The organism is Pseudotenacibaculum haliotis (genome assembly GCF_042684245.1).
GTDB lineage: Bacteria > Bacteroidota > Bacteroidia > Flavobacteriales > Flavobacteriaceae > Polaribacter > Polaribacter haliotis_A.
Genome location: NZ_JBHULH010000001.1, coordinates 1,020,066 through 1,042,559, shown reverse-complemented (window position 1 = coordinate 1,042,559; position 22,494 = coordinate 1,020,066). Strand labels below are relative to the sequence as shown.

General features: G+C 35.3%; 18 protein-coding genes. 15 read left to right on the top strand and 3 right to left on the bottom strand.

The window, feature by feature from the left end:
* Positions 1–56: 56 nt before the first annotated feature.
* The 12 genes from ACFSRZ_RS04945 to ACFSRZ_RS04890 all read left to right on the top strand — a co-directional run bounded on the left by ACFSRZ_RS04945 (position 57) and on the right by ACFSRZ_RS04890 (position 16,798).
* Positions 57–1,592 (top strand): hypothetical protein, encoded by a 1,536-nt coding sequence (locus tag ACFSRZ_RS04945; protein ID WP_379665414.1) that lies wholly within the window; start codon positions 57–59, stop codon positions 1,590–1,592.
* Entirely contained in the window at positions 1,589–2,614 is a 1,026-nt protein-coding gene (locus tag ACFSRZ_RS04940; RefSeq protein ID WP_379665413.1) for an HlyD family efflux transporter periplasmic adaptor subunit, read from the top strand. Before ACFSRZ_RS04945 ends, ACFSRZ_RS04940 begins: the two co-directional genes overlap by 4 nt.
* Positions 2,615–2,808: 194 nt before the next feature.
* A complete protein-coding gene (locus ACFSRZ_RS04935; protein ID WP_379665412.1) occupies positions 2,809–4,173 on the top strand; it encodes a nucleotide sugar dehydrogenase in 1,365 nt (454 codons plus the stop codon).
* A gap of 1,222 nt (positions 4,174–5,395) precedes the next feature.
* Positions 5,396–6,766, top strand: coding sequence for a nucleotide sugar dehydrogenase (locus ACFSRZ_RS04930; RefSeq protein WP_379665411.1), 1,371 nt, complete (start codon positions 5,396–5,398; stop codon positions 6,764–6,766).
* 34 nt (positions 6,767–6,800) lie between these two features.
* Positions 6,801–8,183 carry a TackOD1 domain-containing metal-binding protein gene (locus ACFSRZ_RS04925; protein WP_379665410.1) on the top strand — a complete coding sequence of 461 codons (1,383 nt, stop codon included), beginning with the start codon at positions 6,801–6,803 and terminating at the stop codon, positions 8,181–8,183.
* A complete protein-coding gene (locus ACFSRZ_RS04920) occupies positions 8,183–9,502 on the top strand; it encodes a glycosyltransferase family 2 protein (protein WP_379665409.1) in 1,320 nt (439 codons plus the stop codon). The genes ACFSRZ_RS04925 and ACFSRZ_RS04920 overlap by 1 nt, the downstream gene beginning before the upstream one ends.
* Before the next feature lie 97 nt (positions 9,503–9,599).
* On the top strand, positions 9,600–11,723 hold the full coding sequence (locus ACFSRZ_RS04915) for a DUF4114 domain-containing protein (protein WP_379665408.1): 2,124 nt from the start codon (positions 9,600–9,602) through the stop codon (positions 11,721–11,723).
* A 125-nt stretch (positions 11,724–11,848) separates the two neighbouring features.
* The gene (locus ACFSRZ_RS04910) at positions 11,849–12,049 is read left to right on the top strand and encodes a hypothetical protein (RefSeq protein WP_379665407.1); all 201 of its coding nucleotides are present in this window, start codon (positions 11,849–11,851) and stop codon (positions 12,047–12,049) included.
* A 10-nt stretch (positions 12,050–12,059) separates the two neighbouring features.
* Positions 12,060–12,212, top strand: coding sequence for a hypothetical protein (locus tag ACFSRZ_RS04905; RefSeq protein WP_379665406.1), 153 nt, complete (start codon positions 12,060–12,062; stop codon positions 12,210–12,212).
* A 250-nt stretch (positions 12,213–12,462) separates the two neighbouring features.
* Positions 12,463–13,308 carry an MBL fold metallo-hydrolase gene (locus tag ACFSRZ_RS04900; RefSeq protein WP_379665405.1) on the top strand — a complete coding sequence of 282 codons (846 nt, stop codon included), beginning with the start codon at positions 12,463–12,465 and terminating at the stop codon, positions 13,306–13,308.
* Between the two features lie 5 nt (positions 13,309–13,313).
* Positions 13,314–14,954 carry a S8 family peptidase gene (locus tag ACFSRZ_RS04895; protein WP_379665404.1) on the top strand — a complete coding sequence of 547 codons (1,641 nt, stop codon included), beginning with the start codon at positions 13,314–13,316 and terminating at the stop codon, positions 14,952–14,954.
* A 23-nt stretch (positions 14,955–14,977) separates the two neighbouring features.
* On the top strand, positions 14,978–16,798 hold the full coding sequence (locus ACFSRZ_RS04890) for a M1 family metallopeptidase (protein WP_379665403.1): 1,821 nt from the start codon (positions 14,978–14,980) through the stop codon (positions 16,796–16,798).
* Positions 16,799–16,828: 30 nt separating this feature from the next.
* On the opposite strand, the gene ACFSRZ_RS04885 is transcribed toward ACFSRZ_RS04890, so the two are convergent.
* From ACFSRZ_RS04885 to ACFSRZ_RS04875, 3 genes are read right to left on the bottom strand one after another with little or no spacing between them, the layout of a single operon-like run.
* The gene (locus ACFSRZ_RS04885; RefSeq protein WP_379665402.1) at positions 16,829–17,515 is read right to left on the bottom strand and encodes a LysE family translocator; all 687 of its coding nucleotides are present in this window, start codon (positions 17,513–17,515) and stop codon (positions 16,829–16,831) included.
* Positions 17,516–17,534: 19 nt separating this feature from the next.
* Positions 17,535–18,581, bottom strand: coding sequence for a 2Fe-2S iron-sulfur cluster-binding protein (locus tag ACFSRZ_RS04880; protein WP_379665401.1), 1,047 nt, complete (start codon positions 18,579–18,581; stop codon positions 17,535–17,537).
* The gene (locus tag ACFSRZ_RS04875; protein ID WP_379665400.1) at positions 18,565–19,575 is read right to left on the bottom strand and encodes an aspartate-semialdehyde dehydrogenase; all 1,011 of its coding nucleotides are present in this window, start codon (positions 19,573–19,575) and stop codon (positions 18,565–18,567) included. Before ACFSRZ_RS04875 ends, ACFSRZ_RS04880 begins: the two co-directional genes overlap by 17 nt.
* A gap of 236 nt (positions 19,576–19,811) precedes the next feature.
* Between ACFSRZ_RS04875 and trhO the strand changes: the two genes are divergently transcribed.
* Genes trhO through ACFSRZ_RS04860 form a run of 3 tightly spaced genes read left to right on the top strand, consistent with a single transcriptional unit; the run spans position 19,812 to position 22,320 of the window.
* On the top strand, positions 19,812–20,843 hold the full coding sequence (trhO, locus tag ACFSRZ_RS04870; protein WP_379665399.1) for an oxygen-dependent tRNA uridine(34) hydroxylase TrhO: 1,032 nt from the start codon (positions 19,812–19,814) through the stop codon (positions 20,841–20,843).
* On the top strand, positions 20,843–22,090 hold the full coding sequence (locus ACFSRZ_RS04865; RefSeq protein ID WP_379665398.1) for a peptidase U32 family protein: 1,248 nt from the start codon (positions 20,843–20,845) through the stop codon (positions 22,088–22,090). The genes trhO and ACFSRZ_RS04865 overlap by 1 nt, the downstream gene beginning before the upstream one ends.
* The gene (locus tag ACFSRZ_RS04860; protein ID WP_379665397.1) at positions 22,090–22,320 is read left to right on the top strand and encodes a ferredoxin; all 231 of its coding nucleotides are present in this window, start codon (positions 22,090–22,092) and stop codon (positions 22,318–22,320) included. Before ACFSRZ_RS04865 ends, ACFSRZ_RS04860 begins: the two co-directional genes overlap by 1 nt.
* Positions 22,321–22,494 lie beyond the last annotated feature (174 nt).

Here is a 22,494-nt window from a genome sequence, read left to right as displayed (position 1 = left end):
TCCCCGCTTAACGTTAAAAAATCGTTTGTGGTTTTTTTGTAAATACTTTTACATCAATGAAAACCAACACACTTTTGCTAGGGAGCATCTTCTTGATGGCTCTTAACCTTAGCGCACAAAATTTGGGCGATCTGATAAAAGAAAGCGAATCTCTTTTTCAGAAAACGCGCCCTTTGTTGGTTTTTCCAAAAAGTACAAAGTTCGACCCGAAATTCGATTTTTATTCAGAAATAGATACTACTAAAAATGTAAACTTTTTAGAGTCGGAGCTCAAGAAGATCCAATCTCAACAGTTCAAAAAAGATATAGGACTGGTGTTTAAGGCCAATGCCCAATATAATTTTAGAAACAGTTTTGACGAAGAGACAAACAATTTCAACATAGGAAGAGTAAGAGCAGAGTTGGAGTGGAATATTCTTAGGTCTGGGTATACACATAACAGAACCTTATCGAAGCGGTTAGAGAATGAAATGTATATGCTCCAAGAAGAGCAAGTAGAAGCAGAAAGAATTTTAATGAGGAGACAATTTAGAATTGACTATACCTATGTTATCAATTCAGAAAAAATAGATCACCTTACGAAGTTCTTAAGATTTGAGAATGAATATTTCGATTTTCTGAATAAGCTGTATTTCAAGAAGTACATCAAAAGAGAAAGATTGATTGAAGTGAGCCAACAAATACATGTGCTTAAAAATCAATTGGAAACTCTAAAGAAGACAAACCTATTATTAAAGGATAGTGTTTCTCTTCCGTATCAAAATAGAAAGAGTCTTCCTTTCTTAAAGCTAAGGCTAGATTCGTTGTCCTATGCTTCTCAAACAGCAAACTTAGAACTGCAGAAGGAAAATGTATATCTGCAACACAAAGCAATTAATGATTTGAACTTTTCATTCTATGTTCAGGAAAATTTTAACTATTCAAGAGTCGGGCATCGTTTCTTTCCGGCTGTGGGAGTCAGATTCAGAGCTCCTATCAGATTCAACCATCGAAAGAAAGTTATTGATGCGAAGTTAAAGATTCTCGCAGCGCAGCATATCGATAAATCTGTAGGAGAATACAATCAGATCATCACTTGGGTAGGAGGATACAATGAGAAATTGAAAGATGTTAGAAACCAATACAAAGGGTGGAAAGTGTTGGAGGAACGAATTCGAATTCTTACAGTTTTAAAATCTGAATTAGACAATCAAGAAACCGGAGTACTCCTCTTAGAATTGTTAGAAGAAGAATTTAAAGTGCTGGAAAATATGCTGCAGCTAAAAAGGCAGCTGTACACAACACTATCTCACGTATACGAACTTACCAGAGCTAGCAATATTGAAGCCATTGTAACTCCGGTAGATCTTACTGAGAAAACAGAGCAAAACAAATATTCAATAAGCAAAAGTCTAATCTATAGCTTAGACTTTCAGATCCAGTTTTTAAAAGCAAAAGGATCGGTAAAAATAGAAGTGCACGAGCAAGACCTGAAAACACAAGAAGCACTCAATAAAGCCAATATCAATTTTGAGTTAGTAAAAGAATTGAGTAGCGTAAGTGTAGAAAAAGCCATACAAAAAGAGTTAAACCAAATTCATATAGAGCCATGAGAAAGTTTACTTATAAAAAGAACACAGCAATTATTAGAACGCTGAAAGAGCCTAAAGTGAAAAAGAAGAGATGGAACCTAGATAGAGTTTTGTACTTCCTAATCATCATTGCTTTACTATTCTGGCTAGTCAGTTTTGTGTATAAGAAAACTGTCTGGGTAGAAGGAAACGGGCAAGTATTAATGGAAAAGGTAGATGTGAATTTTACAAATGATATTCGTGTCAAAGAAATCTTTATCAATGAAGGAGATACGGTAACTGTTGGTAAGAATCTGTTCAATTATTTTCAAGACGATTTCGATAGTAATGCTTCTATAGTTATAAAAGGTCTTGATAGAAAAGAACGATTGAACAATTCGCTTCAAGACTTGTTGAAAGAAATTCTGAAGAAAAGAATACAGTTAAACAATCTAAAAAAACGGTATCAGTTTTTGCTGGATCAAGAAGAGAAAATTACCAGACTAATCTTATTGGATGTGTATACAAAAAGCAAATTGGAAGATTTAGTTGCACAAAAACTACTGGTAAAAAATCAAATAGACCTTTTAAGAAGTGAGTTGTACTTTCTGTCTAGACAAAAAGCAGGACTGAAAGACAACAATGGAGCTTATGACATCTTAGGAGGCGGAGGAAATTATGGAAACACCTACACATCGCCAATCAAAGGAGTTATAGGACAGATCTTAAAAAATAGTGAAGAAGCCTGCTACAAAACAGAGAATGTAATGACTATACATAATATAGAAAAGGTATTTGTAAAGGCATATTTTGACTTAAAAGACCTAGGGAAAATAAAAAAAGGAGGAATCGTTTATATTGAGTTTCCCGATAAAACGGTCTCCAAAGGAATTATAAATAAACTTTACATCTCTACTTATAAAGCGCCCTCAGAATTTCAAAAGAAGTATGAACCTACCGAAAGAAATATCTTAGCTGAGATCGTCCCGATAGAGAAAGAGCAAATTCCAGAATGGGGGAAGTTCTACAAATTAAACCTCAAGGTTAAAGTAGGAAAGCTCTAAGCCACGAAATCCTCAAGTTTATTACTTGAGGATTTTTTTCGTTCAATGATTTCTCAAAAACCATTCGTCTAAACTTCACCACGCTTTATCCATAAAAGCTAAGCAATAAGCTAATAAAAGGAACAGTAGTAGTAATAGCTCATAATTTAGAGGTATCAATAAGAAACAAAGTTTAATCCTTTAAATAAAACAGCATGAGCTTAGCACAACTAAAACCAGAAAATAACAAAAGAACCAGCTTCCCAAAGTTGGCATACAAGAAGGAAAAACTATTCAAACAATTACTGGATAAAAAAGAGAGTATTGCAGTAGTTGGATTAGGATATGTAGGATTGCCCTTAGCTGTTCACATGGCAGCTAAATTTAAAGTAATGGGATTTGATGTAAATGAAGGAAAGGTAATGCAACTGATTCAGCACAAAGACCCATGCGAAGAGTTACCGGCAAGAGAGTTTAAAGGAAAAGATATCAGCTTCACTTCTAATGAGGAAATTTTAAAAGAAGCAAAATTTTATATTGTTGCCGTCCCAACACCTATTGATGACCTGAAGAAACCAAACTTGGGTCCGATTAAATCAGCAACTGCAACCATCGCAAAATACCTAAAAAAAGGAGATTGCGTTGTATTTGAATCTACAGTATTCCCGGGATGTACAGAAGAAGTATGTGTGCCAATTTTAGAGAGAATATCAAGATTAAAATTCAATAAGGATTTTACTGTTGGGTATTCTCCGGAGAGAATCAATCCGGGTGACAAAGAACATACATTCACTAAGATCACTAAGATTGTTTCCGGGAGTACAGTAGAAGCATTAGAATTGATTGCAGATGTGTACAGTACAGTGGTTACTGCTGGAGTTCACAAAGCACCTTCTTTAAAAGTTGCTGAAGCAGCCAAAGTAGTAGAAAACATTCAAAGAGATGTAAACATTGGATTGATGAACGAGTTGTCGCAAGTCTTTAGTGTATTAGATATAAATACAGAAGAAGTTTTGAAAGCGGCCGGAACCAAATGGAATTTCCATAATTATTTTCCTGGATTGGTTGGAGGGCATTGTATAGGAGTAGACCCATACTACTTGATAAGCAAAGCTAAGGAGATGAAGTACGAGCCTAAGTTGTTAGAGCAGGTAAGAGAAGTCAATGAAAGTATGGTGCAACATATAGTCTTGCGGTTAGAAAGAAGATTGTATGCAAAAAGATTCAGAAAGAATGATGTGCGAATTCTGGTAAAAGGAATTGCATTTAAAGAAAATGTAAACGATATCAGAAATTCAAAAACAGCTGAATTGTGTGAAAAATTGATCAATAAAGGATTTTCTGTTGTAGTACAAGATTATATGGTAGATGCCAAAGAAGTGAAAAGACATTATGGATTTGAAGTGAACAATACCCCTGAAGGAGAGTTTGATGCCATTGTGTTAGCTGTAGATCATGAAGACTATAAACATTTATCTTATTATGATCATCTAAAAAATGGAAATCAAGAAACTGTAATTTTTGATGTAAAAGGAAACAAAAAAGATAAGTTTCCAAAAAGAATATATATGTCTTTATAATAAAGAGGAAGTATAAGAATAAATTTAAGATAGATATATACTGTCAATTTCATAAGAATCACTTAAAGCTTGTAATCTTTAATCAATAGAAAAAAGATTGTGGCTTTGGGTGATTTTGTAGGTTATATCTAGAAGAAAGTCCTCAAAGAGCTTGAGCAAAATACACACAATAAATAGAGAATGGAGATAAAGGATCGTGAGTTTTAAGAATTATCGTAATAATGATAAGGGAAAAAGGGGTATAAATACGCTGTTTTATAAAGATCTATTTTACGGGTAAAAAAACCGTTTATCTATACTTTGTTACCATTCACCTATAAAAAGCTACCATTCAACTAATTAAATAGAACATTGAAGGAACTTTGTAAAATAATTAGTAAATTTAATACACTGAAACAGTCACAAAAATTGTTTAATCCCTCTAAACTAAGACAAGATGATAAACTCAAGTTAAACCAAACGATTTCTAGATAACTACTTTCTAACTAAAGCTCAAATTTTCTTCACCTTCTACAGTCCTCTGAATGTCCTCAACAAAAAGAGAAAATTACCTAACAATAGCATCTATTGCTGTAGGTTGATTCTAGGCTCTCTGCCGTTAAAAAAATACTGTTAGACACCCCAAAATAAGATTATGATTATAATACTTTCTGCAGGCCTAATTTTTTTTAGGCAGGACTGCTAATCTAAAAAAACAACATTCTCTTCATTTTATTAGTCCTCCTATGTCCTCACCATAGAGAAATGAACATAAACAATACGTATGTATTGATATGACTTGCATACACTAGACATATAAAAAACTAAACACCCCCATAGAATGAAGCAAAACAATTATTTCCATTCTAGGATCCGACCAATCTCCGGTTGATCCGATTGCTGAAAAGCAGCTAATTACTTATTGATTTTTTCTTCTCGTTCACTGTTGTCCAACAGTGAGCCTGGAATAGTATTGGGTTATTAAGGCGGATTTAGCACCAAAAAAAATGTTAAACACCCCTAAATGTGAAACATGATATCTTGACAATCCTAGTCAAATCATTCAATTGTGCCACGCCTAAAAATGCAATTGATTAAAAAGATTGAAAAAAACCACTCATCTACACTTTTCTTCTTTTTAACCGCTGTCAAGCCTTAATAGCCTAATAAATCCGGGGAGAGAGAGAGTCCTAGCTAATTTAGCATCATACAAAAGAAAAATCTAACCCTTAAATAAATCAAAATGAATTTAACGAAACTAAAAACAGAAGTTCTGGAGCAAGAAACTATACAGTACCCAAAGTTAGCTTATAAGAAAGAAAAGCTATTCAAGCAATTACTAAATAAGACAGAAAGTATTGCTGTAGTTGGTTTGGGATATGTAGGGTTGCCTTTAGCCGTTCATATGGCAGGGAAATTCAAAGTCATGGGATTTGATGTAAATGAAAAAAAAGTAATGCAGTTGATCCAGCATAAAGATCCATGTGAAGAATTGCCGGAAGAAGAGTTCAAAGGAAAAGATATCAACTTTACTTCTAACGAGGAGATCTTGAGAGAAGCAAAGTTTTATATAGTAGCAGTTCCAACACCAATTGACGATTTAAAAAAGCCAAATTTAGGTCCGATTAAATCGGCAACTGCAACCATTGCTAAATATCTAAAAAAAGGAGACTGTGTGGTTTTCGAATCAACAGTATACCCAGGATGTACAGAAGAAGTGTGTGTGCCCATTTTGGAGAGAATTTCAAGGTTAAAATTCAATGAAGATTTTACCGTAGGGTATTCTCCTGAAAGAATCAATCCGGGAGACAAAGAACATACGTTTACAAAGATCACAAAGATCGTTTCGGGAAGTACGAAAGAATCTCTTGAGCTAATTGCTGATGTGTACAGCTCAGTAGTTACGGCCGGAGTTCATAAAGCACCTTCTCTAAAAGTAGCTGAAGCAGCTAAAATAGTAGAGAACATTCAAAGAGATGTAAATATTGGATTGATGAATGAATTGTCGCAGATCTTTAGTGTTTTAGATATCAATACAAAAGAAGTTTTGAAAGCAGCCGGAACTAAGTGGAACTTCCACAATTATTTCCCGGGATTGGTTGGAGGTCATTGTATAGGAGTAGATCCTTATTACCTGATCAACAAAGCCAAGCAAAATAGATTTACACCAAAACTGCTAGAACAGGTGAGAGAAGTTAATGAAGGAATGGTAGACCATATTGTATCACAATTAGAGAGAAGATTGTTTGAAAGGATCTTCAAAAGAAAACCTGTCTCTGTTCTGGTAAAAGGAGTTGCATTTAAAGAAAATGTAAATGACATCAGAAATTCGAAAGCAGCCGAACTATGTGTGCAATTAATGAATAAAGGATTTAAAGTTGTAGTACAAGATTATATGGTTGATTTCAGAGAAGTAAAGAGGCACTACGGAATTGAGGTGAACAATACTCCTTCAGGAGAATTTGATGCCATTGTACTAGCGGTAGATCATGAAGACTACAAGCATTTGTCTTATTACGATCACCTAAAGAACGGAAATAGAGAAACAGTAGTTTTTGATGTAAAAGGAGATAAGAAACATAAGTTTCCGGAAAAGATATACATGTCTTTATAAAAAATATGAGGCAGTAATTAAAAAATAGAAAACCATGTTAAATTTAGTCAGGCATAATGATAACTCGAGGAAGATTATCCAGGATGGATACTCACTGCTCTTGGTGTCACATGTGAGTGAGCTGAAAAAAGAAGAATTGACGCTCTTAGATGGTTTTATTATTAATACAGACTCTCATGTATTTTCAAAAGAGATTATTAAAGAAATCAGAACCGATGCAAATCTTAAAGTGGCTTTAAAGCCGCTTTTTGTCAATAGCATCTATCACTTACCAAAACATTTGCAAGTTCAAATAGATGGTTCAGTAGAATTAACTATGATCAGTTCTTACATTCAAAGAATTGTAGCAATAAATAACAGGATTAGTAGTCTGGAGGAGCCAAAATTGGTTTCACATGAGGTGCTTATACAGTACAAAACATTAGCATACCTCTATACAAGAAATACAAGATTAACCCCTGCGCATTCGAGAGAAAGCCTTATAGGGTATGAGTTTCCATTTATTTCTCTGTTCTTCAAAAATACAGAAGGAGTTCAGTTGTTGGAAAGCCTAAGAAAAGTAACAGAAAAGAACTATTTATCTTTTAAACTACAAGACTACATTCACCTGTGTAAAAGTTGCTCAGGAAATTACCTGAATTTTAGAGAGTGCTGCCCAAAATGTGACTCTATTGATATTGCTGCTCACGACATGATTCATCACTTTGTGTGTGCTCATGTAGCTCCGGAAAAAGACTTCAAGAAAGAAGAACATTTAGAGTGCCCGAAATGTGATAAACACTTAAGACATATTGGAATCGACTACGATAAGCCTTCTACCATTTATTCATGTAACTCTTGTAGCCACGAATTCCAAAACCCGGGGATGTTATCACTGTGTTTTGATTGTGGAACAGAAAATAAATTAGAAGAATTACTACAAAAGACCATTGGGAATTATGCGCTAACACAAATGGGAGAGCAGTTCTTATTTAAAAGAAATACAGATCAAACTCTCAATAAAAATGGTCATTCAGAGAACTTAAGTAGCTTAAATATAAACCTATTTAAGCTCTTGCTAGATCAAGAGATCAAAAGAGTGAAAGCAACAAACGGAAATAGCTTTTTTGCCAGTATCAAGTTTCAAAACAGTCAACTTCAGTTACTAAACAAAACAGCTAAAAAAGCACTGATGAAAGAGATCGGAGGGATTATAAAATCGTATTTAAAAGACACAGACATTCTTTCTTCAGAAAGTTTCAATCGTTACTACCTATTACTACCAGAGACAACAAAAAATCAATTAGTAAGATTAGAAAATATCGATTATAACTTATCAAAGTTATTATCAGATAACCTGGTAGAAGAACAACAAAAAATAGATATAACGATACAACAAATAAAAGGTAAAGACCTTATACAAAATTACTTTTCGTGATGTTTTTAAGTGTACATAATCTACTGCCAGAATACCTGAACTACTGGTTTGTGGTTGGTTTACAAAAGTTCATTAGGGTATTCTGGTATTTTGTCATCTTTGAGTTTACTCGATATATCATTATTGATTATATCGTAGCATTCATTTTTTGGCTCAAAGGAAAACCACGAAAAGAGCAATTTGAAGAAGCCAGACGAAAACTGTTTATAGAAAACCCTTTTGTCTCTGTGATCATTCCCGGAAAGAACGAAGGAAAGCACCTTTTTAAACTAACCAAATCTCTTGATGAGCAAACCTTTAGCAATTTTGAACTGATTATTGTTGATGACGGTTCAGATGACGACACACCCATTATTGGAAAAAATCTGGAAAAACTGGGATTAATAGATATGTTCATCAGAAATGAAATGAGAGGAGGAAAAGCCTCTGCAGCAAACTTGGCTCTCCGTTATAGCAAAGGAAAATACATTGTGCATTTAGATGCCGATTGTTCGTTTGATAGAGATGCCATTGAAAAAGTATTAATCCCTTTTTACTTAGATGATAAGATAGGAGCAGTTGGAGGAAATGTAAAAGTGAGAAACTATAGAGAAAGCTTGTGTGCAAAACTTCAAGCCATAGAATATCTCAAAACAGTTTCTGTAGGAAGAATTATAACATCGTATTTAGGTATATATAAGATCATATCAGGAGCCTTTGGGGCCTTTAGAAAAGATGTGATCGACAGTATTGGTGGATGGGATATTGGACCCGGATTGGACGGTGACATTACAGTAAAAATCAGAAAGTCCGGGTACAAGATCTTCTTCCAGCCAGAAGCAGTTTGCCTAACCAATGCACCTTCAAAATTTAAGGTATTAACCAAGCAAAGGCTTCGTTGGGATAAATCGATTATTAGATTCAGGGTAAGAAAACACAAAGATGTGTACTTCCCTAATGCCAACTTTAATTGGTCAAACTTTTTCTCATTGGCAGAAAATGTTTTTTACAATGTGGTTTTAGATATTCTTTGGTGGATCTATATCATAGATATCATAATTAACTACAGCAGCCAGCTGCAATTTATCATTCCTATGAATTTCACGCTTTATTTCGTGATGTCCTACGTGCAAATGTTTAGTATCTACATTTTTTCAGAACGAAGAGAAGAAGAGAAGTATCTATGGCCTTATGTGTCATTAATGACCTTGTACACAGGAACCTATTTAAGAATTGTAAGAACGATAGCATACTACAAAGAGTTCTTCTTTAAAAGGTCATACGAAGACGTATGGAACCCTTATAAATCTTCGATAAAAGCCAAACGCGCTGGATTGTAAACCATTTGCCGTAAGAGCTTAGTCTCTCACCGAAAAACACCTACATGACACTTATTGTTAGGGTAGTTTTACTTCGTAAACCATAAATGAATAAGTCATGCTCATGCAAGCTTTACCACCACCTATTCCGCCACCGCCACCGCCGGGATTACCAATAGAAAGCGAATATGTATTGATTCTCTCAGGATTAGTATTCGGGATATATATAGTTATTAACACAACCAAAAATTTAAAAGAAATGAGAATTAAAGAAAAAAAGATCTATAATAGCTTCAAAAATACAGCTACAAAATTATTAGTACTGTCTTTGTTTTTTGCTTGTCAAGATAAATCTTATGAAGATGAAAATCTTGAAATTGTCACAAGCGAATCAGCAAGACCGTATTCTATTAGTAATGATGCAAACCAATTGTCCAACAGAATTACCTATATCAACAGGACAGCTACCATTGAACCTATTATAAGTGGATACAATGATAGATCTGCTAACTCAGATGTAAATGGAGCGCAAGAAATGTACTATTGGGAGCATGTAGCAGAAGTAGATCCTTTAGTGCTCAATGGAAAGACGCTGAGTGCTACGCACATTACATTGGCAGACGACAAAGCCTATGTGAGTTATCACAAACAAGGAAATGAACATGTGGGTGCAGTAGAGATCATCGATCTTTCAAACCCTAATTTCCCATCGATCATCAGCCAAGCATCATTCCCGAATTCAGATATCAACGCGGTAACATCCGATTTTGAAGGAACAAATTCTTCACGAAAAATATGGTTAGCTATGTCAGATGCCCTACACGGAGCCCAGGTTATTGAAATAGAATCATTAGGAGGGTTATTTTCAGAAACCTATCAGAGGGTCAACCTTTCCAATATTTTGGAAGGCTCCGGGGTATCTGCCTCAGCAAATGGAATTACTTCTACAAATAACTACTTATATGTAACTTCCGGAAAAACCTATGGAGGAACTGTTGTTTTAAATAAGGATAATCTGACTGGGTTATCTTCAGAAAGTTATAGTGATGCAAAATATGTGACTGTAAATGGAGTTAGTGACAACTCAAAAGTAGTAAGTCTTATTACTGGAGATAATGCCTCTATAAGAGTAGGGGATGTTTCTGGAACACTTAGCACAACTTCACATGATGTAGGATCTATTTTCCACCAAAACGTGGTAGAAACCTATAGAGGAAAATCTACCATGGAGTTTTCACCGGTCAATAGTAGTAACATATATATCGCCAAAGGAAAAAATGGAATAGGATTGTACAATACCAATAACGGAAATGTTGTATCAGAGTCAAAAGGAACCATGTTGGTTGTAGGAAATACAAACGGTGTTACCACAGATAATGATTATGTATATGCCGCTAACGGAGCAGATGGAATTTCTATTTCACCACATCCTGAAAGTGGAGAAGATATTCAGCCTATTTTCTATTGGGATCTGGCAGAAGAAGATGCTTCGGCCAACTTTATCATTGCCGATGGAGAATGGGTCTTTGTTGCCAAAGGAAGTGGAGGTTTCAAAATATTAAGAAAGAGAACCAAAGACGAATATAAAACCATTACCACCTACGATAATCAAGGAACTCCAGACGGATTGGAAGAGGATATTGTAGTGTGTAGCACACTATTGCCTAATATCTATCAAAATGTATTGCCGGAGCAACAAAATGCCATGGAATTACATCCGGAATTCTTTGACAATACTGTGAGAGATCTAACAATCCTAGAAGAAACAGAAGTCTCTTTAACTTTTATTGATGAAGGAGCAGGATATAAGAATGTACTGGGGTATTATACCTATCCGGCAGATAATCCACCTACATCTGTAGATCAACTAGACAAGATCGTTATTTTCCCGAATGCTTCAGCACAAGGATCGGGAGGAGGATTGATCAGAGGAAACACCATGAGATTGTTAGGAACATTCCAACCGGGAACTGTGATAGGGTTCTTCGTAATTGCAAACGGATGGAGAAATGGAAAAATTACAGACGGATACTATACACAACACACAGATATTCCTTTCAACTTAAGTGGAAGGCAACAGAGTTTAATCTTCCACGACACAACCTGTAACTCAACAGTAATCGCTTTTGAAGACATTACAGTGCCTAATGGAGATAACGATTTTAACGATGCTATCTTTGAAATTACAACGTCCAACCCTAACGCTATTGATACCAGCACCTTTATTCAAATAGGAAATTAGATTTTTATTTACATAAGAATTTAAACCATTCACCGAACAAAACCTGCATCTAATCGAATTTAGAGCAGGTTTTGTTCTGATTAAGAGTAATTTAGCAGTGAATAAGAACAATAAAACATTTTTTTATGGGGGTAAAAAATTACACTATCGTTCAAAATTCTTACACACGAGGAACTTTGAGCTTCAAGAAAATTCCATTCTACTTATGGAGACTAAAAACCAGAGGGTTTAACGGAATGCAAAAGACCATCATCACTGCACTAATGACAATCTTTGTCTTTGCTTTTGTATCACTGATTTATTTTTTTATAACAAAAGGACTTTAACATAACACGTATGAAATTTTTACAGATAATGCCGACGGAAGAAACCTTTCTTCAATCTGATTTAGGGTTTATCATTTCCATATCACTTATACTGATCGCTGTGATCGTAGTGTTTGACAAATACAGAGGGTTTGTGAACTGGATTTTGAAGAAGAATAGCTAGATTTCCATTCAACGACAAAAATGAACCATTCGTCGAAGGTTTAAGACACAGTAACGAATAAAAGAATAGTAACATTTAAAAAGATCGTTTTTTTGTAGTAGAAATCATAACAATAAAATTTGGGGGAATTTTATTAAGCTATTAAAGCGACGCCAACGAGCGTCGCTTTTTTTATTCCACTTCTTAAGCCTTAAGCTTTTAAGATAATTATTAACATAATATTCAGCTTTTTTCTGCATCTTTGTTAACCATGAAAATTTACCCGATAGAAACAGGAAATTTTAAGTTGGATGGTGGCGCTATGTTTGGAGTAGTTCCCAAGTCTATATGGCAAAGAACCAACCCTGCAGATGAGAAGAATATGATTTCTATGAGCATGCGATGTATGCTGATAGAAGACGGAGACAGATTAATACTTGTTGATACCGGTTTAGGCTCAAAACAATCCGATAAATTCTTTGGGTATTATTATCTGTTTGGAGACTTTTCTCTAGATGCATCTTTGGCGCAATACGGTTTTCACAGAGATGACATTACAGATATTTTCTTAACCCATTTACACTTTGATCATTGCGGAGGTTCAATTCAGTGGAATAAAGACCGTACAGGGTACGAACCTGCATTTAAGAACGCAAAGTTTTGGAGTAATAAGAATCATTGGGATTGGGCAGTAAATCCAAACCCAAGAGAGAAAGCTTCCTTTCTAAAAGAAAACATTCTGCCTATAGAAGAAAGCGGGCAACTAAATTTTGTAGCATCCAATACACAAGAACAAGTAGGGTTTGATGTATTGTTTATGGATGGTCATACAGAAAAGCAGATGTTGCCAAAGATCAACTATCAAGGAAAGACAGTGGTTTTTATGGCAGACTTATTACCAACTACAGGACACATTCCGTTACCTTATGTAATGGGATACGATACCAGACCTTTATTAACGATTAAAGAAAAAGAGCAGTTTTTAAACGAAGCTGCCGATCAAGAATACTTCCTTTTTTTAGAACATGATGCTTATACAGAACTATGTACTGTACAACACACCGAAAAAGGAGTGCGATTAAAAGAAACCTTTAAGTTTACTGACATATTTAATTAGAGATTATGAGAATAATGAGAGCAGCGTTATATACGCTAGGAGTTGCAATGTTTGTTACAGGTTGTAAATCGGCGATTACAACTATCCCTGTACCTGCAGGATCAGAAGTAGCTATTATTGCGACAGGAAAAAAAGCACCGCTAACAGAAGAAGAAAAGAAATCTTGGGGACATGCAGATCTTGCGAAAGATTCGATCCCGGGGATGAGTGTAGGAAAAGCATATGATTTCCTAAGAGGAAAAAAAGGAACTCAGGTTATTGTAGCTGTTGTTGATTCCGGTACAGATCTTGAGCACGAAGATTTAAAAGATGTTGCTTGGGTAAATGAAGATGAGATTCCTAACAACGGAAAGGATGATGATAACAATGGATTTATTGATGACATTAACGGTTGGAACTTTTTAGGGAAGATCTACAAAGAAAATGCAGAATTATACAGGGTTGTAAAAGACTCTACCATTGCTGATGCTAAAACGTATAAGAGAGCTAAGAAAGCATATGATAAAAAAGTAGCAGAAGCTACAACCAATAAGCAAAGATATGGGCAGATCTTACAAGCTGTAACTTTTGCGAATACCAATATCATCAAGAAATTAAACAAGAAAGAATACAAAAAAGAAGACTTGAAATCAATTGATGCCTCAGACCCAGAAATGGCAAGAAGCGTTGCAATTGCAAATCAAATGTTCGATCTAGGATTGTCTTCTTTGCAAGAAGCTATAGATGAACTAACAAGTCTTGTAAAAAACGCAGACGATCTTTTAAGCGGAGACGCTTTAAAAATAAACTACAGAACAGAATTGAATGATGATGAAAACTCTATGACTACCAAAGTCTATGGAGATAACAAATCAGGACACTCTGTAAAGAAAGAATCTCACGGAACTCACGTTTCAGGTATTGTAGGAGCTACAAGAAGCAACGGAAAAGGAATGAATGGTGTTGCATCCAATGTTAAGATCATGGCTGTAAGAGTTGTTCCAGATGGAGATGAGTATGATAAAGATGTTGCTTTAGGAATCCGTTATGCAGTAGACAACGGAGCCAAAGTAATCAATACCAGTTTCGGAAAAGGATACTCTCCTAAAGTACAATGGGTATATGACGCGATCAAATACGCAGAAGAAAAAGATGTTCTAATTGTAAACGCAGCAGGAAACGATTCTAAAGATATCGATACGCAAGTAACATACCCTAACGATACTCCGGATATGGTAAATGAAATTTCAGATAATTTCCTTACAATCGGAGCTATTAGTTCAAACTATAACGAGAACTTACCGGCATCGTTTACAAACTACGGTAAGATCAATGTAGATATTTTTGCTCCGGGAGTACAAATTTACTCTACAACTCCAGAAGATGAGTATGCTTTTAAAGGAGGAACTTCTATGGCATCTCCGGGAGTTGCAGGAATTGCAGCGTTAATTCGTTCTTACTATCCACAATTAAGTGCTAGTCAAGTGAAAAGAATCATTATGAACTCTGGTACGAAATTAGATATAGAAGTTATCAAACCGGGATCTGCTTCAAGAGAGAATCCTGATGGAGTAAAAGTTCCTTTTGCTGAATTATCAGTAACCGGAAGAATTGCTAATGCATACAATGCATTAAAAATGGCAGACGCCATTGTTAACGGAAAATAAAACTTAAAATCAATTGTGATCACATGAGAAAAATAACAGCAATCTTTCTTTTGTTTAGTGCGGTTGTTACTGCCCAAAATGGGTATTGGCAACAACATGCAGACTATACAATGGATATAGATATGGATGTAAAAACTTTCCAATACAAAGGGAAGCAAAAATTGGTATACACAAACAATTCTCCCGATGAGTTGAGTAGTGTTTATTACCACTTATATTTCAATGCATTTCAACCTAACTCACAAATGGATATTCGTTCTAGAAACATCAAAGATCCAGATGGAAGAGTAAGAGATAGAATTAGCAAATTAAGCCCAGAAGAGATTGGATATATCAAAGTAAAATCCTTAAAGCAAGACGGGAAGGCAGTATCTTTTGAAACTGTTGGAACTATTTTAGAAGTAAAATTAAATAAGCCTATCAAGTCAGGTCAAAAAGTAACATTTGACATGGTGTTTGATGCGCAAGTACCTAAGCAAATTCGTCGTTCAGGAAGAAATAACAAAGAAGGAGTGGCTTTGTCTATGACACAATGGTATCCTAAAATGGCTGAATACGACTTTGAAGGATGGCATACACCTCCATACATTGGACGTGAGTTTCACGGAGTATGGGGAAACTTTGATGTGAAATTACACATTGATAAAAGTTATGTTGTAGGAGGTACCGGATATATTCAAAACCCACAAGAAGTAGGGCACGGATATGAAGACAAGAACAAGAAGCTTAAAAAGCAACGAGGAAAGAAATTAACATGGCACTTTAAAGCCCCAAACGTACATGACTTTACTTGGGCTGCAGATCCAGAATACATTCACGATACCTACAAGATGGATAATGGAATCGATTTGCATTTCTTGTACAAAAAAACTCTAGAAGAGAAATACCTAAAGAATTGGAAAGAACTTCAACCTAAAACGGCTGAGTTAATGGAATACTTTAGCAAAAATGTTGGAGCTTATCCTTATAAGCAGTATTCTGTGATCCAAGGAGGAGACGGTGGTATGGAGTATGCAATGTGTACTTTAATTACCGGAAAAAGAAACTTTGGAAGCTTATTTGGAGTAACAGCACATGAATTAGCACATACATGGTTCCAGTTCTTATTAGCAACTAACGAAAGCAAGCATCCATGGATGGATGAAGGATTTACAGTATATATCTCTAACAAAGCAGAGAACGAGATCTTAAAATCAGGAAAAACAAATCCACACAGAGGATCTTACGGAGGATATAATTACGTTGTGAAAAACGGCTTGGAAGAATCTTTGTCTACTCATGCAGACCGCTACCATACAAACACTGGATACGGAATTGCTAGTTATAGCAAAGGGAATATTTTCTTATCTCAGTTAGAATACATAATTGGAGCAGAAAATGTAGCCAAAGGATTGAAAAAGTATTTTGATGATTTCAGTTTCAAGCACCCAACACCAAATGATATCAAGAGATCTATGGAAAAAGTATCGGGTATTCACTTAGATTGGTATTTAAATGAGTGGACTCAAACAACTCATACTATTGACTATGGAGTAAAAGAAATAAACGGTAAGAATGTTACTTTAGAAAGAGTAGGTCAAATGCCAATGCCTATGGATGTAGAGGTAACGTATGAAGATGGAAGCAAAGAGATGTTTAACATCCCATTGCGAATGATGAGAGGACAAAAGCCAACCAATGCAACAGTAATTGAAGATTGGACTTTTGCACACCCTACCTACACTTTTACAACTCCAAAGAAAGTAAAGAGTGTAAAAATTGACCCTTCAGGATTAATGGCAGATGTCAATTCAGAAAACAATAAACTTGAAGCTGTTCTGCAAAAAGAAACAGTAAAAGAATAAAAAAATAAAAGCGAGGTTTTTACCTCGCTTTTATTTTTTATCTACTTGCTCTAAGAGCGTATTTATTTTCGCTTCTTTCGGTAAAAAACCAAAGCCCTTTAACATCAAAACAACACCAAAGAACATGAGTAAAATACCCATGGTCTTCTTAATTCTGTATATAACTAAAGGGGTCATTTTATTTTTAAGCTGTTTGGCAAGAAGAATCTTTCCGATATCAGTTACAAAATAACCCAGTAAAACAACTCCAAAATAATACAATATTGATGTAGGATTCATGTCTAATGTTGGACCAATAACAACGATCATTCCCAACCAGAAAATAAGAACTCCGATATTGATAAAGTTCAAGAAGAAACCATTAAAGAACAGGCGAATGTAATTGTTGTTCACAGGAATCTTTACTTCCTCATTGCCTTCAACTTCCTTTTTGTTATTCTTATCCAAATAAGTAATCAAGCCATAGACAACCAATACCAATCCACCAACAATAAAGAGTCTGGGATCATCCTTTATTTTTTCCAACAAGGTTCTACTTCCGTAATAGGCAATTAGCATAAAAACAATATCGCCTAAAATAACTCCCAGATCAAAAACAATGGCAGCTCTTGCACCTTTTAAAATACTGGTTTTAATAAGTACAAAAAAAACAGGTCCAATCATGAAAGCCAAGAAAAAACCTATCAGGAAAGCATTTTTAAAATCGTAAAAATCCATCAGCTAAATATACAGATTTTTACACATCATCATAGTCAATATAAATTTTCGATGTTGTAGGGTGAGCTTGACATGTTAAAATGAAACCTTCCTCAACTTCCGCATCTGTTAAGATGCTGTTTTTGGTCATCACAGCTTTCCCTTCAGTTACTTTAGCAAGGCAGCTTGAGCAAATACCTCCTTGACAAGAATAAGGGGCATCTACCTTATTTCTAAGAGCTTCTGAAAGAATATCGCTTGTTTGCTTCATGGTAAAGGAAATTTCCTCATCATCCAATAAAACAGTTACTTCACTTTCTCCGTCTTTAATGGCATCAGTATTCTCTTCTTCAGAAGAAGCCGTAAACAATTCGAATAAGATAGACGACTCTGCAAACCCATTTCCTTGAAGTGTACTAGAAACCGTTTTGATCATTTCTTCCGGACCACACAAATAAGCAAAATCAAAAGTTAGATTCTTGTAAGTATTCTTCACAAAATAGTTGGTGAATCCTTCATCAATTCTTCCAAATAAAGAACCTTCCACATTTTGTCTGCTAAAAACATAATGAAGATTAAACCTTCCCGAAAACTCACTTTGTAAAGAAGCTAATTCATTTTTAAAGATAGTATCAGCTTCGCTTTTGTTTCCGTAAATCAATGTAAACGTAGCATCCGATGTGTCTTGAAGAACCGTTTTGATCATAGATAAAACAGGAGTAATTCCACTTCCTGCTGCAAGTCCGATGTAATTTTTACCCGACTGAGGCTCTAATACAAACTTTCCTTCCGGCTCATGAACCTCAAGAACATCTCCTACTTTCAATTTTTCAGTAGCATACACAGAAAACGTCCCGTTTTCTACAGCTTTAATAGCAACCTTAACTTCACCGCTATTTGGAGAAGAACAAATGGAATATGCTCTACGTACTTCTTCGCCATTGATGGTAGCTTTTATAGTGATGTATTGTCCCGCTTCAAAAGTAAAATTTGAAGTTAAATGATCGGGAATATCAAAAACAACAGAAACCGCCTGAGCGGTTTCCTGAATAATATTTTTTATAGATAATTTATGAAATGTACTCATTGATTTCTACTAGATTATTTTCTACTAAATATTCTGCAATCTGCACAGTATTCGTGGCAGCACCTTTTCTAAGGTTGTCAGAAACGATCCACAAATTTAAGGAGTTTTCTTGAGATTCATCTCTACGAATTCTTCCCACAAAAACTTCGTCCTTTTCATGAGCCGTAACAGGCATTGGGTAGAGGTTGTTATCTAGATCATCTTGTACTACTACTCCAGGAGTTTCACTCAAAAGAGTTCTAACATCTTTTACAGTAAAATCGTTTTCAAACTCTACATTCACAGACTCAGAATGTCCTCCGGCAGTTGGAATTCTTACCGCAGTAGCTGTAACAGAAAACGAATCGTCACGTAAGATCTTTTTAGACTCTTTTACCAGCTTCATTTCCTCTTTGGTATATCCGTTTTCTAAGAAAATGTCACAGTGAGGTAAAGCATTTCTTCCAATAGGATGCGGATAGGCCATTTCTCCTTCAACACCAGCTTCTTCATTTGCCAATTGTTGTACCGCTTTAACTCCCGTTCCGGAAACAGATTGATACGTAGAAACAACAATACGCTTCATGTTGTATTTTAAATGCAATGGAGATAAAGCCATTACCAATTGAATCGTAGAACAATTAGGATTTGCTATGATCTTGTCATCCTTTGTTAGTACATCACCATTGATCTCCGGAACAACTAACTTTTTTGTTGGATCCATTCTCCAAGCAGAAGAATTATCGATCACAGTAGTGCCAACTTCTGCAAACTTTGGAGCCCACTCTAAAGAAGTACTTCCTCCTGCAGAAAATAAAGCAATGTCTGGTTTTGCATTTACAGCATCTTGCATACCAACAATAGTATAGCTTTCGCCTTTAAAAATAATTTGCTTTCCTATTGACCTTTCAGAAGCAACCGGAATCAATTCAGTTACTTCAAAATTACGCTCTGCTAATACTTTTAGCATTACATTTCCTACCATTCCGGTAGCACCTACAACTGCTATTCTCATGACTTAAAATTTCTATTGCAAAGATGCTAAAAAAAGAAACGAACAAAGGCATGTGAAGCACTAAGAATTTTATAAAATTTGAAAATATCTCTAAAAATAACAGAATGTTTAATTTCAAACATTCGAAATGGTTTTCAGACCACTAGAGTCGACCAGAATTGAAAAATAATAGTACTTTTGCCGAAAATAAGCGATAGCTTATTAGTAAATACATTGTTTAACGAAATTAGTATAGCATGCAACTGTACAATAAGTTAAGCGCTAAAGAACGCGCTGCATTAATAGATGAGGCGGGAAAAGACCGTATCACTATTTCATTCTATCAATATCATAAGATAGAAAACCCACAATTGTTTAGAGACAAGTTATTCATCGAATGGAATACATTGGATGTATTAGGAAGAACCTATGTTTCCTATGAAGGAATCAATGCACAGATCTCTGTGCCGGCAGAAAACTTTTTAGCTTTAAAAGAACAATTAGATGCCATTTCCTTTTTAGAAGGTATTCGACTGAATGTTGCCGTAGAACAAGACAACAAATCTTTTTTGAAACTTAAAGTAAAGGTGAGGAATAAGATTGTTGCTGACGGATTGAACGATGATACTTTTGATGTAACCGATAAAGGAATTCACTTAAACGCAAGTGAGTTCAATAAAATGTTGGATGACCCAAATACGGTTTGTGTAGATATGCGAAACCATTACGAAAGTGAGATCGGTCATTTTAAAGGAGCGGTAACACCGGATGTAGATACCTTTAGAGAATCTTTAGACATTATAGAAGAAGATCTTAAAGAGCACAAAGAAGATAAAAATCTGTTGATGTACTGTACAGGAGGAATTCGTTGCGAAAAAGCATCAGCTTACTACAAACACAAAGGATTCAAAAACGTCTTTCAATTAGAAGGAGGAATCATTGAATACACAAGACAAGTAAAAGCAGACGGAATCGAAAATAAATTCATCGGAAAGAATTTTGTGTTTGATCATAGAAGAGCAGAAAAGATTTCTGATGATGTGATCGCAAACTGTCACCAATGCGGGAAAGCTTGCGATACGCATACCAACTGTGCCAATGAAGCTTGTCATTTATTATTTATACAATGTGATGAGTGTGCAGAAACGATGGAGAATACCTGTTCTACAGAATGTCAGGAAACCATTCACTTACCCTACGAAGTTCAGAAAGAAATGAGAAAAGGGAAGCATGCAAGCAACAAGATTTTCAAAAAAGGACGTTCAGAAGTTCTAAAATACAAGAAGTGATGCAAAAGATTGAATTAATGGCTCCTGCAGGGAACTTTGAATCTTTGCAAGCAGCTTTAGACAACGGATGTGACTCTGTGTATTTTGGTGTAGAACAGTTGAACATGAGAGCCAGAGCCTCTATTAATTTTACATTAGACGATTTAGAAGAGATCTCTCGTCGTTGTAAAGAGAAAAATGTTCGTACCTACCTAACATTAAATACGATCATTTATGATCATGACCTATCTATTGTAAAAACCTTGATCAAAAGAGCTAAAGAGGCAGATATTACAGCAGTAATAGCAATGGATCAAGCTGTAATTGCCATGGCAAGAGCAGAAAACATGGAAGTGCATATTTCTACCCAGATCAATATTACCAATATTGAAACGGTAAAATTTTACGCCATGTTTGCAGATACGGTGGTTTTGAGTAGAGAGTTGAGTCTTAGGCAAGTAAAGAAGATCACAGAGCAAATAGAAAAAGAACAAATAAAAGGACCTTCAGGTCGTTTGTTGGAGATCGAGATTTTTGGACATGGAGCCTTGTGTATGGCGGTGTCGGGAAAATGTTATTTAAGTCTACACTCACACAACTCTTCTGCAAACAGAGGAGCCTGTAAACAAAATTGCAGAAAGAAATATACGGTGATCGATCAGGATTCCGGATTTGAGATGGAGTTGGATAATGAATACATCATGTCTCCAAAAGATCTGTGTACCATCGATTTCCTTGATCAGATTGCTGATGCCGGAATTAAGGTGTTAAAGATTGAAGGAAGAGGAAGAGCTCCGGAATATGTTGCAAAAGTGATCAAATGTTATCGAGATGCTATCGACAGTATAGAAAACGGTACTTATGACAAAGAGAAAGTGATCTCTTGGATGCAGGAACTGGAAAAAGTATACAACCGAGGATTTTGGAGTGGATATTATCTGGGGCAAAAATTAGGAGAATGGAGTAAAGAAGCAGGTTCGCATGCTACACAAAAGAAAGTTTACCTAGGAAAAGGAGTCCATTATTTTCAAAAAGCTGGGATTGGAGAATTCAAGATCGAAGCCTATGATTTGGCAGTAGGAGATACTATTTTGATTACAGGTCCTACAACAGGAGCACAAGAAATGGAGTTGAAAGAGATGTATGTAAATGAAACAGCTGCTTCAACAGCCCAAAAAGGTGATGAAGTAACGGTAAAACTCGATTTTAGAATCAGAAAATCAGACAAACTGTATAAAATTGTAAAAACCGAATTTGCTCAGAACTAATGGTCGTTATTACACTTCAAAGAAATAAATGTATTGGATGTAATTACTGTGTAGAACTGGCGCCGGGACAATTTCAAATGTCAAAAAAAGACGGGAAATCAGTCTTGATGCATTCTATAGAGAAAAAAGGATTCTTTACATTGAAATCTCATGACGACAGTATTTTTAACAATGCAGAAGAGGCCAAAAAGGCCTGTCCGGTAAAAATTATAGAAGTAAAGCAACGATAAAAAAGCCTCCATTTGGAGGCTTTTTTTATGATTTTTTTCAATTTTCCCATTCTTTCAGAATCCTTATATTTACTGATTAAATAGATGCCTCTGTTTTACAGAGGAAAATCTGCTTAGGAAAAGAATAAATAACTAGAAATCAATTAAGAACGGGAAGAGATTGTAGGGTCTCTC

Coding starts and splice junctions, on each gene's coding strand:
- ACFSRZ_RS04945 (WP_379665414.1), top strand. CDS start 57: ATGAAAACCAACACACTTTTGCTAGGGAGCATCTTCTTGATGGCTCTT.
- ACFSRZ_RS04940 (WP_379665413.1), top strand. CDS start 1,589: ATGAGAAAGTTTACTTATAAAAAGAACACAGCAATTATTAGAACGCTG.
- ACFSRZ_RS04935 (WP_379665412.1), top strand. CDS start 2,809: ATGAGCTTAGCACAACTAAAACCAGAAAATAACAAAAGAACCAGCTTC.
- ACFSRZ_RS04930 (WP_379665411.1), top strand. CDS start 5,396: ATGAATTTAACGAAACTAAAAACAGAAGTTCTGGAGCAAGAAACTATA.
- ACFSRZ_RS04925 (WP_379665410.1), top strand. CDS start 6,801: ATGTTAAATTTAGTCAGGCATAATGATAACTCGAGGAAGATTATCCAG.
- ACFSRZ_RS04920 (WP_379665409.1), top strand. CDS start 8,183: ATGTTTTTAAGTGTACATAATCTACTGCCAGAATACCTGAACTACTGG.
- ACFSRZ_RS04915 (WP_379665408.1), top strand. CDS start 9,600: ATGCTCATGCAAGCTTTACCACCACCTATTCCGCCACCGCCACCGCCG.
- ACFSRZ_RS04910 (WP_379665407.1), top strand. CDS start 11,849: ATGGGGGTAAAAAATTACACTATCGTTCAAAATTCTTACACACGAGGA.
- ACFSRZ_RS04905 (WP_379665406.1), top strand. CDS start 12,060: ATGAAATTTTTACAGATAATGCCGACGGAAGAAACCTTTCTTCAATCT.
- ACFSRZ_RS04900 (WP_379665405.1), top strand. CDS start 12,463: ATGAAAATTTACCCGATAGAAACAGGAAATTTTAAGTTGGATGGTGGC.
- ACFSRZ_RS04895 (WP_379665404.1), top strand. CDS start 13,314: ATGAGAATAATGAGAGCAGCGTTATATACGCTAGGAGTTGCAATGTTT.
- ACFSRZ_RS04890 (WP_379665403.1), top strand. CDS start 14,978: ATGAGAAAAATAACAGCAATCTTTCTTTTGTTTAGTGCGGTTGTTACT.
- ACFSRZ_RS04885 (WP_379665402.1), bottom strand. CDS start 17,515: ATGGATTTTTACGATTTTAAAAATGCTTTCCTGATAGGTTTTTTCTTG.
- ACFSRZ_RS04880 (WP_379665401.1), bottom strand. CDS start 18,581: ATGAGTACATTTCATAAATTATCTATAAAAAATATTATTCAGGAAACC.
- ACFSRZ_RS04875 (WP_379665400.1), bottom strand. CDS start 19,575: ATGAGAATAGCAGTTGTAGGTGCTACCGGAATGGTAGGAAATGTAATG.
- trhO (WP_379665399.1), top strand. CDS start 19,812: ATGCAACTGTACAATAAGTTAAGCGCTAAAGAACGCGCTGCATTAATA.
- ACFSRZ_RS04865 (WP_379665398.1), top strand. CDS start 20,843: ATGCAAAAGATTGAATTAATGGCTCCTGCAGGGAACTTTGAATCTTTG.
- ACFSRZ_RS04860 (WP_379665397.1), top strand. CDS start 22,090: ATGGTCGTTATTACACTTCAAAGAAATAAATGTATTGGATGTAATTAC.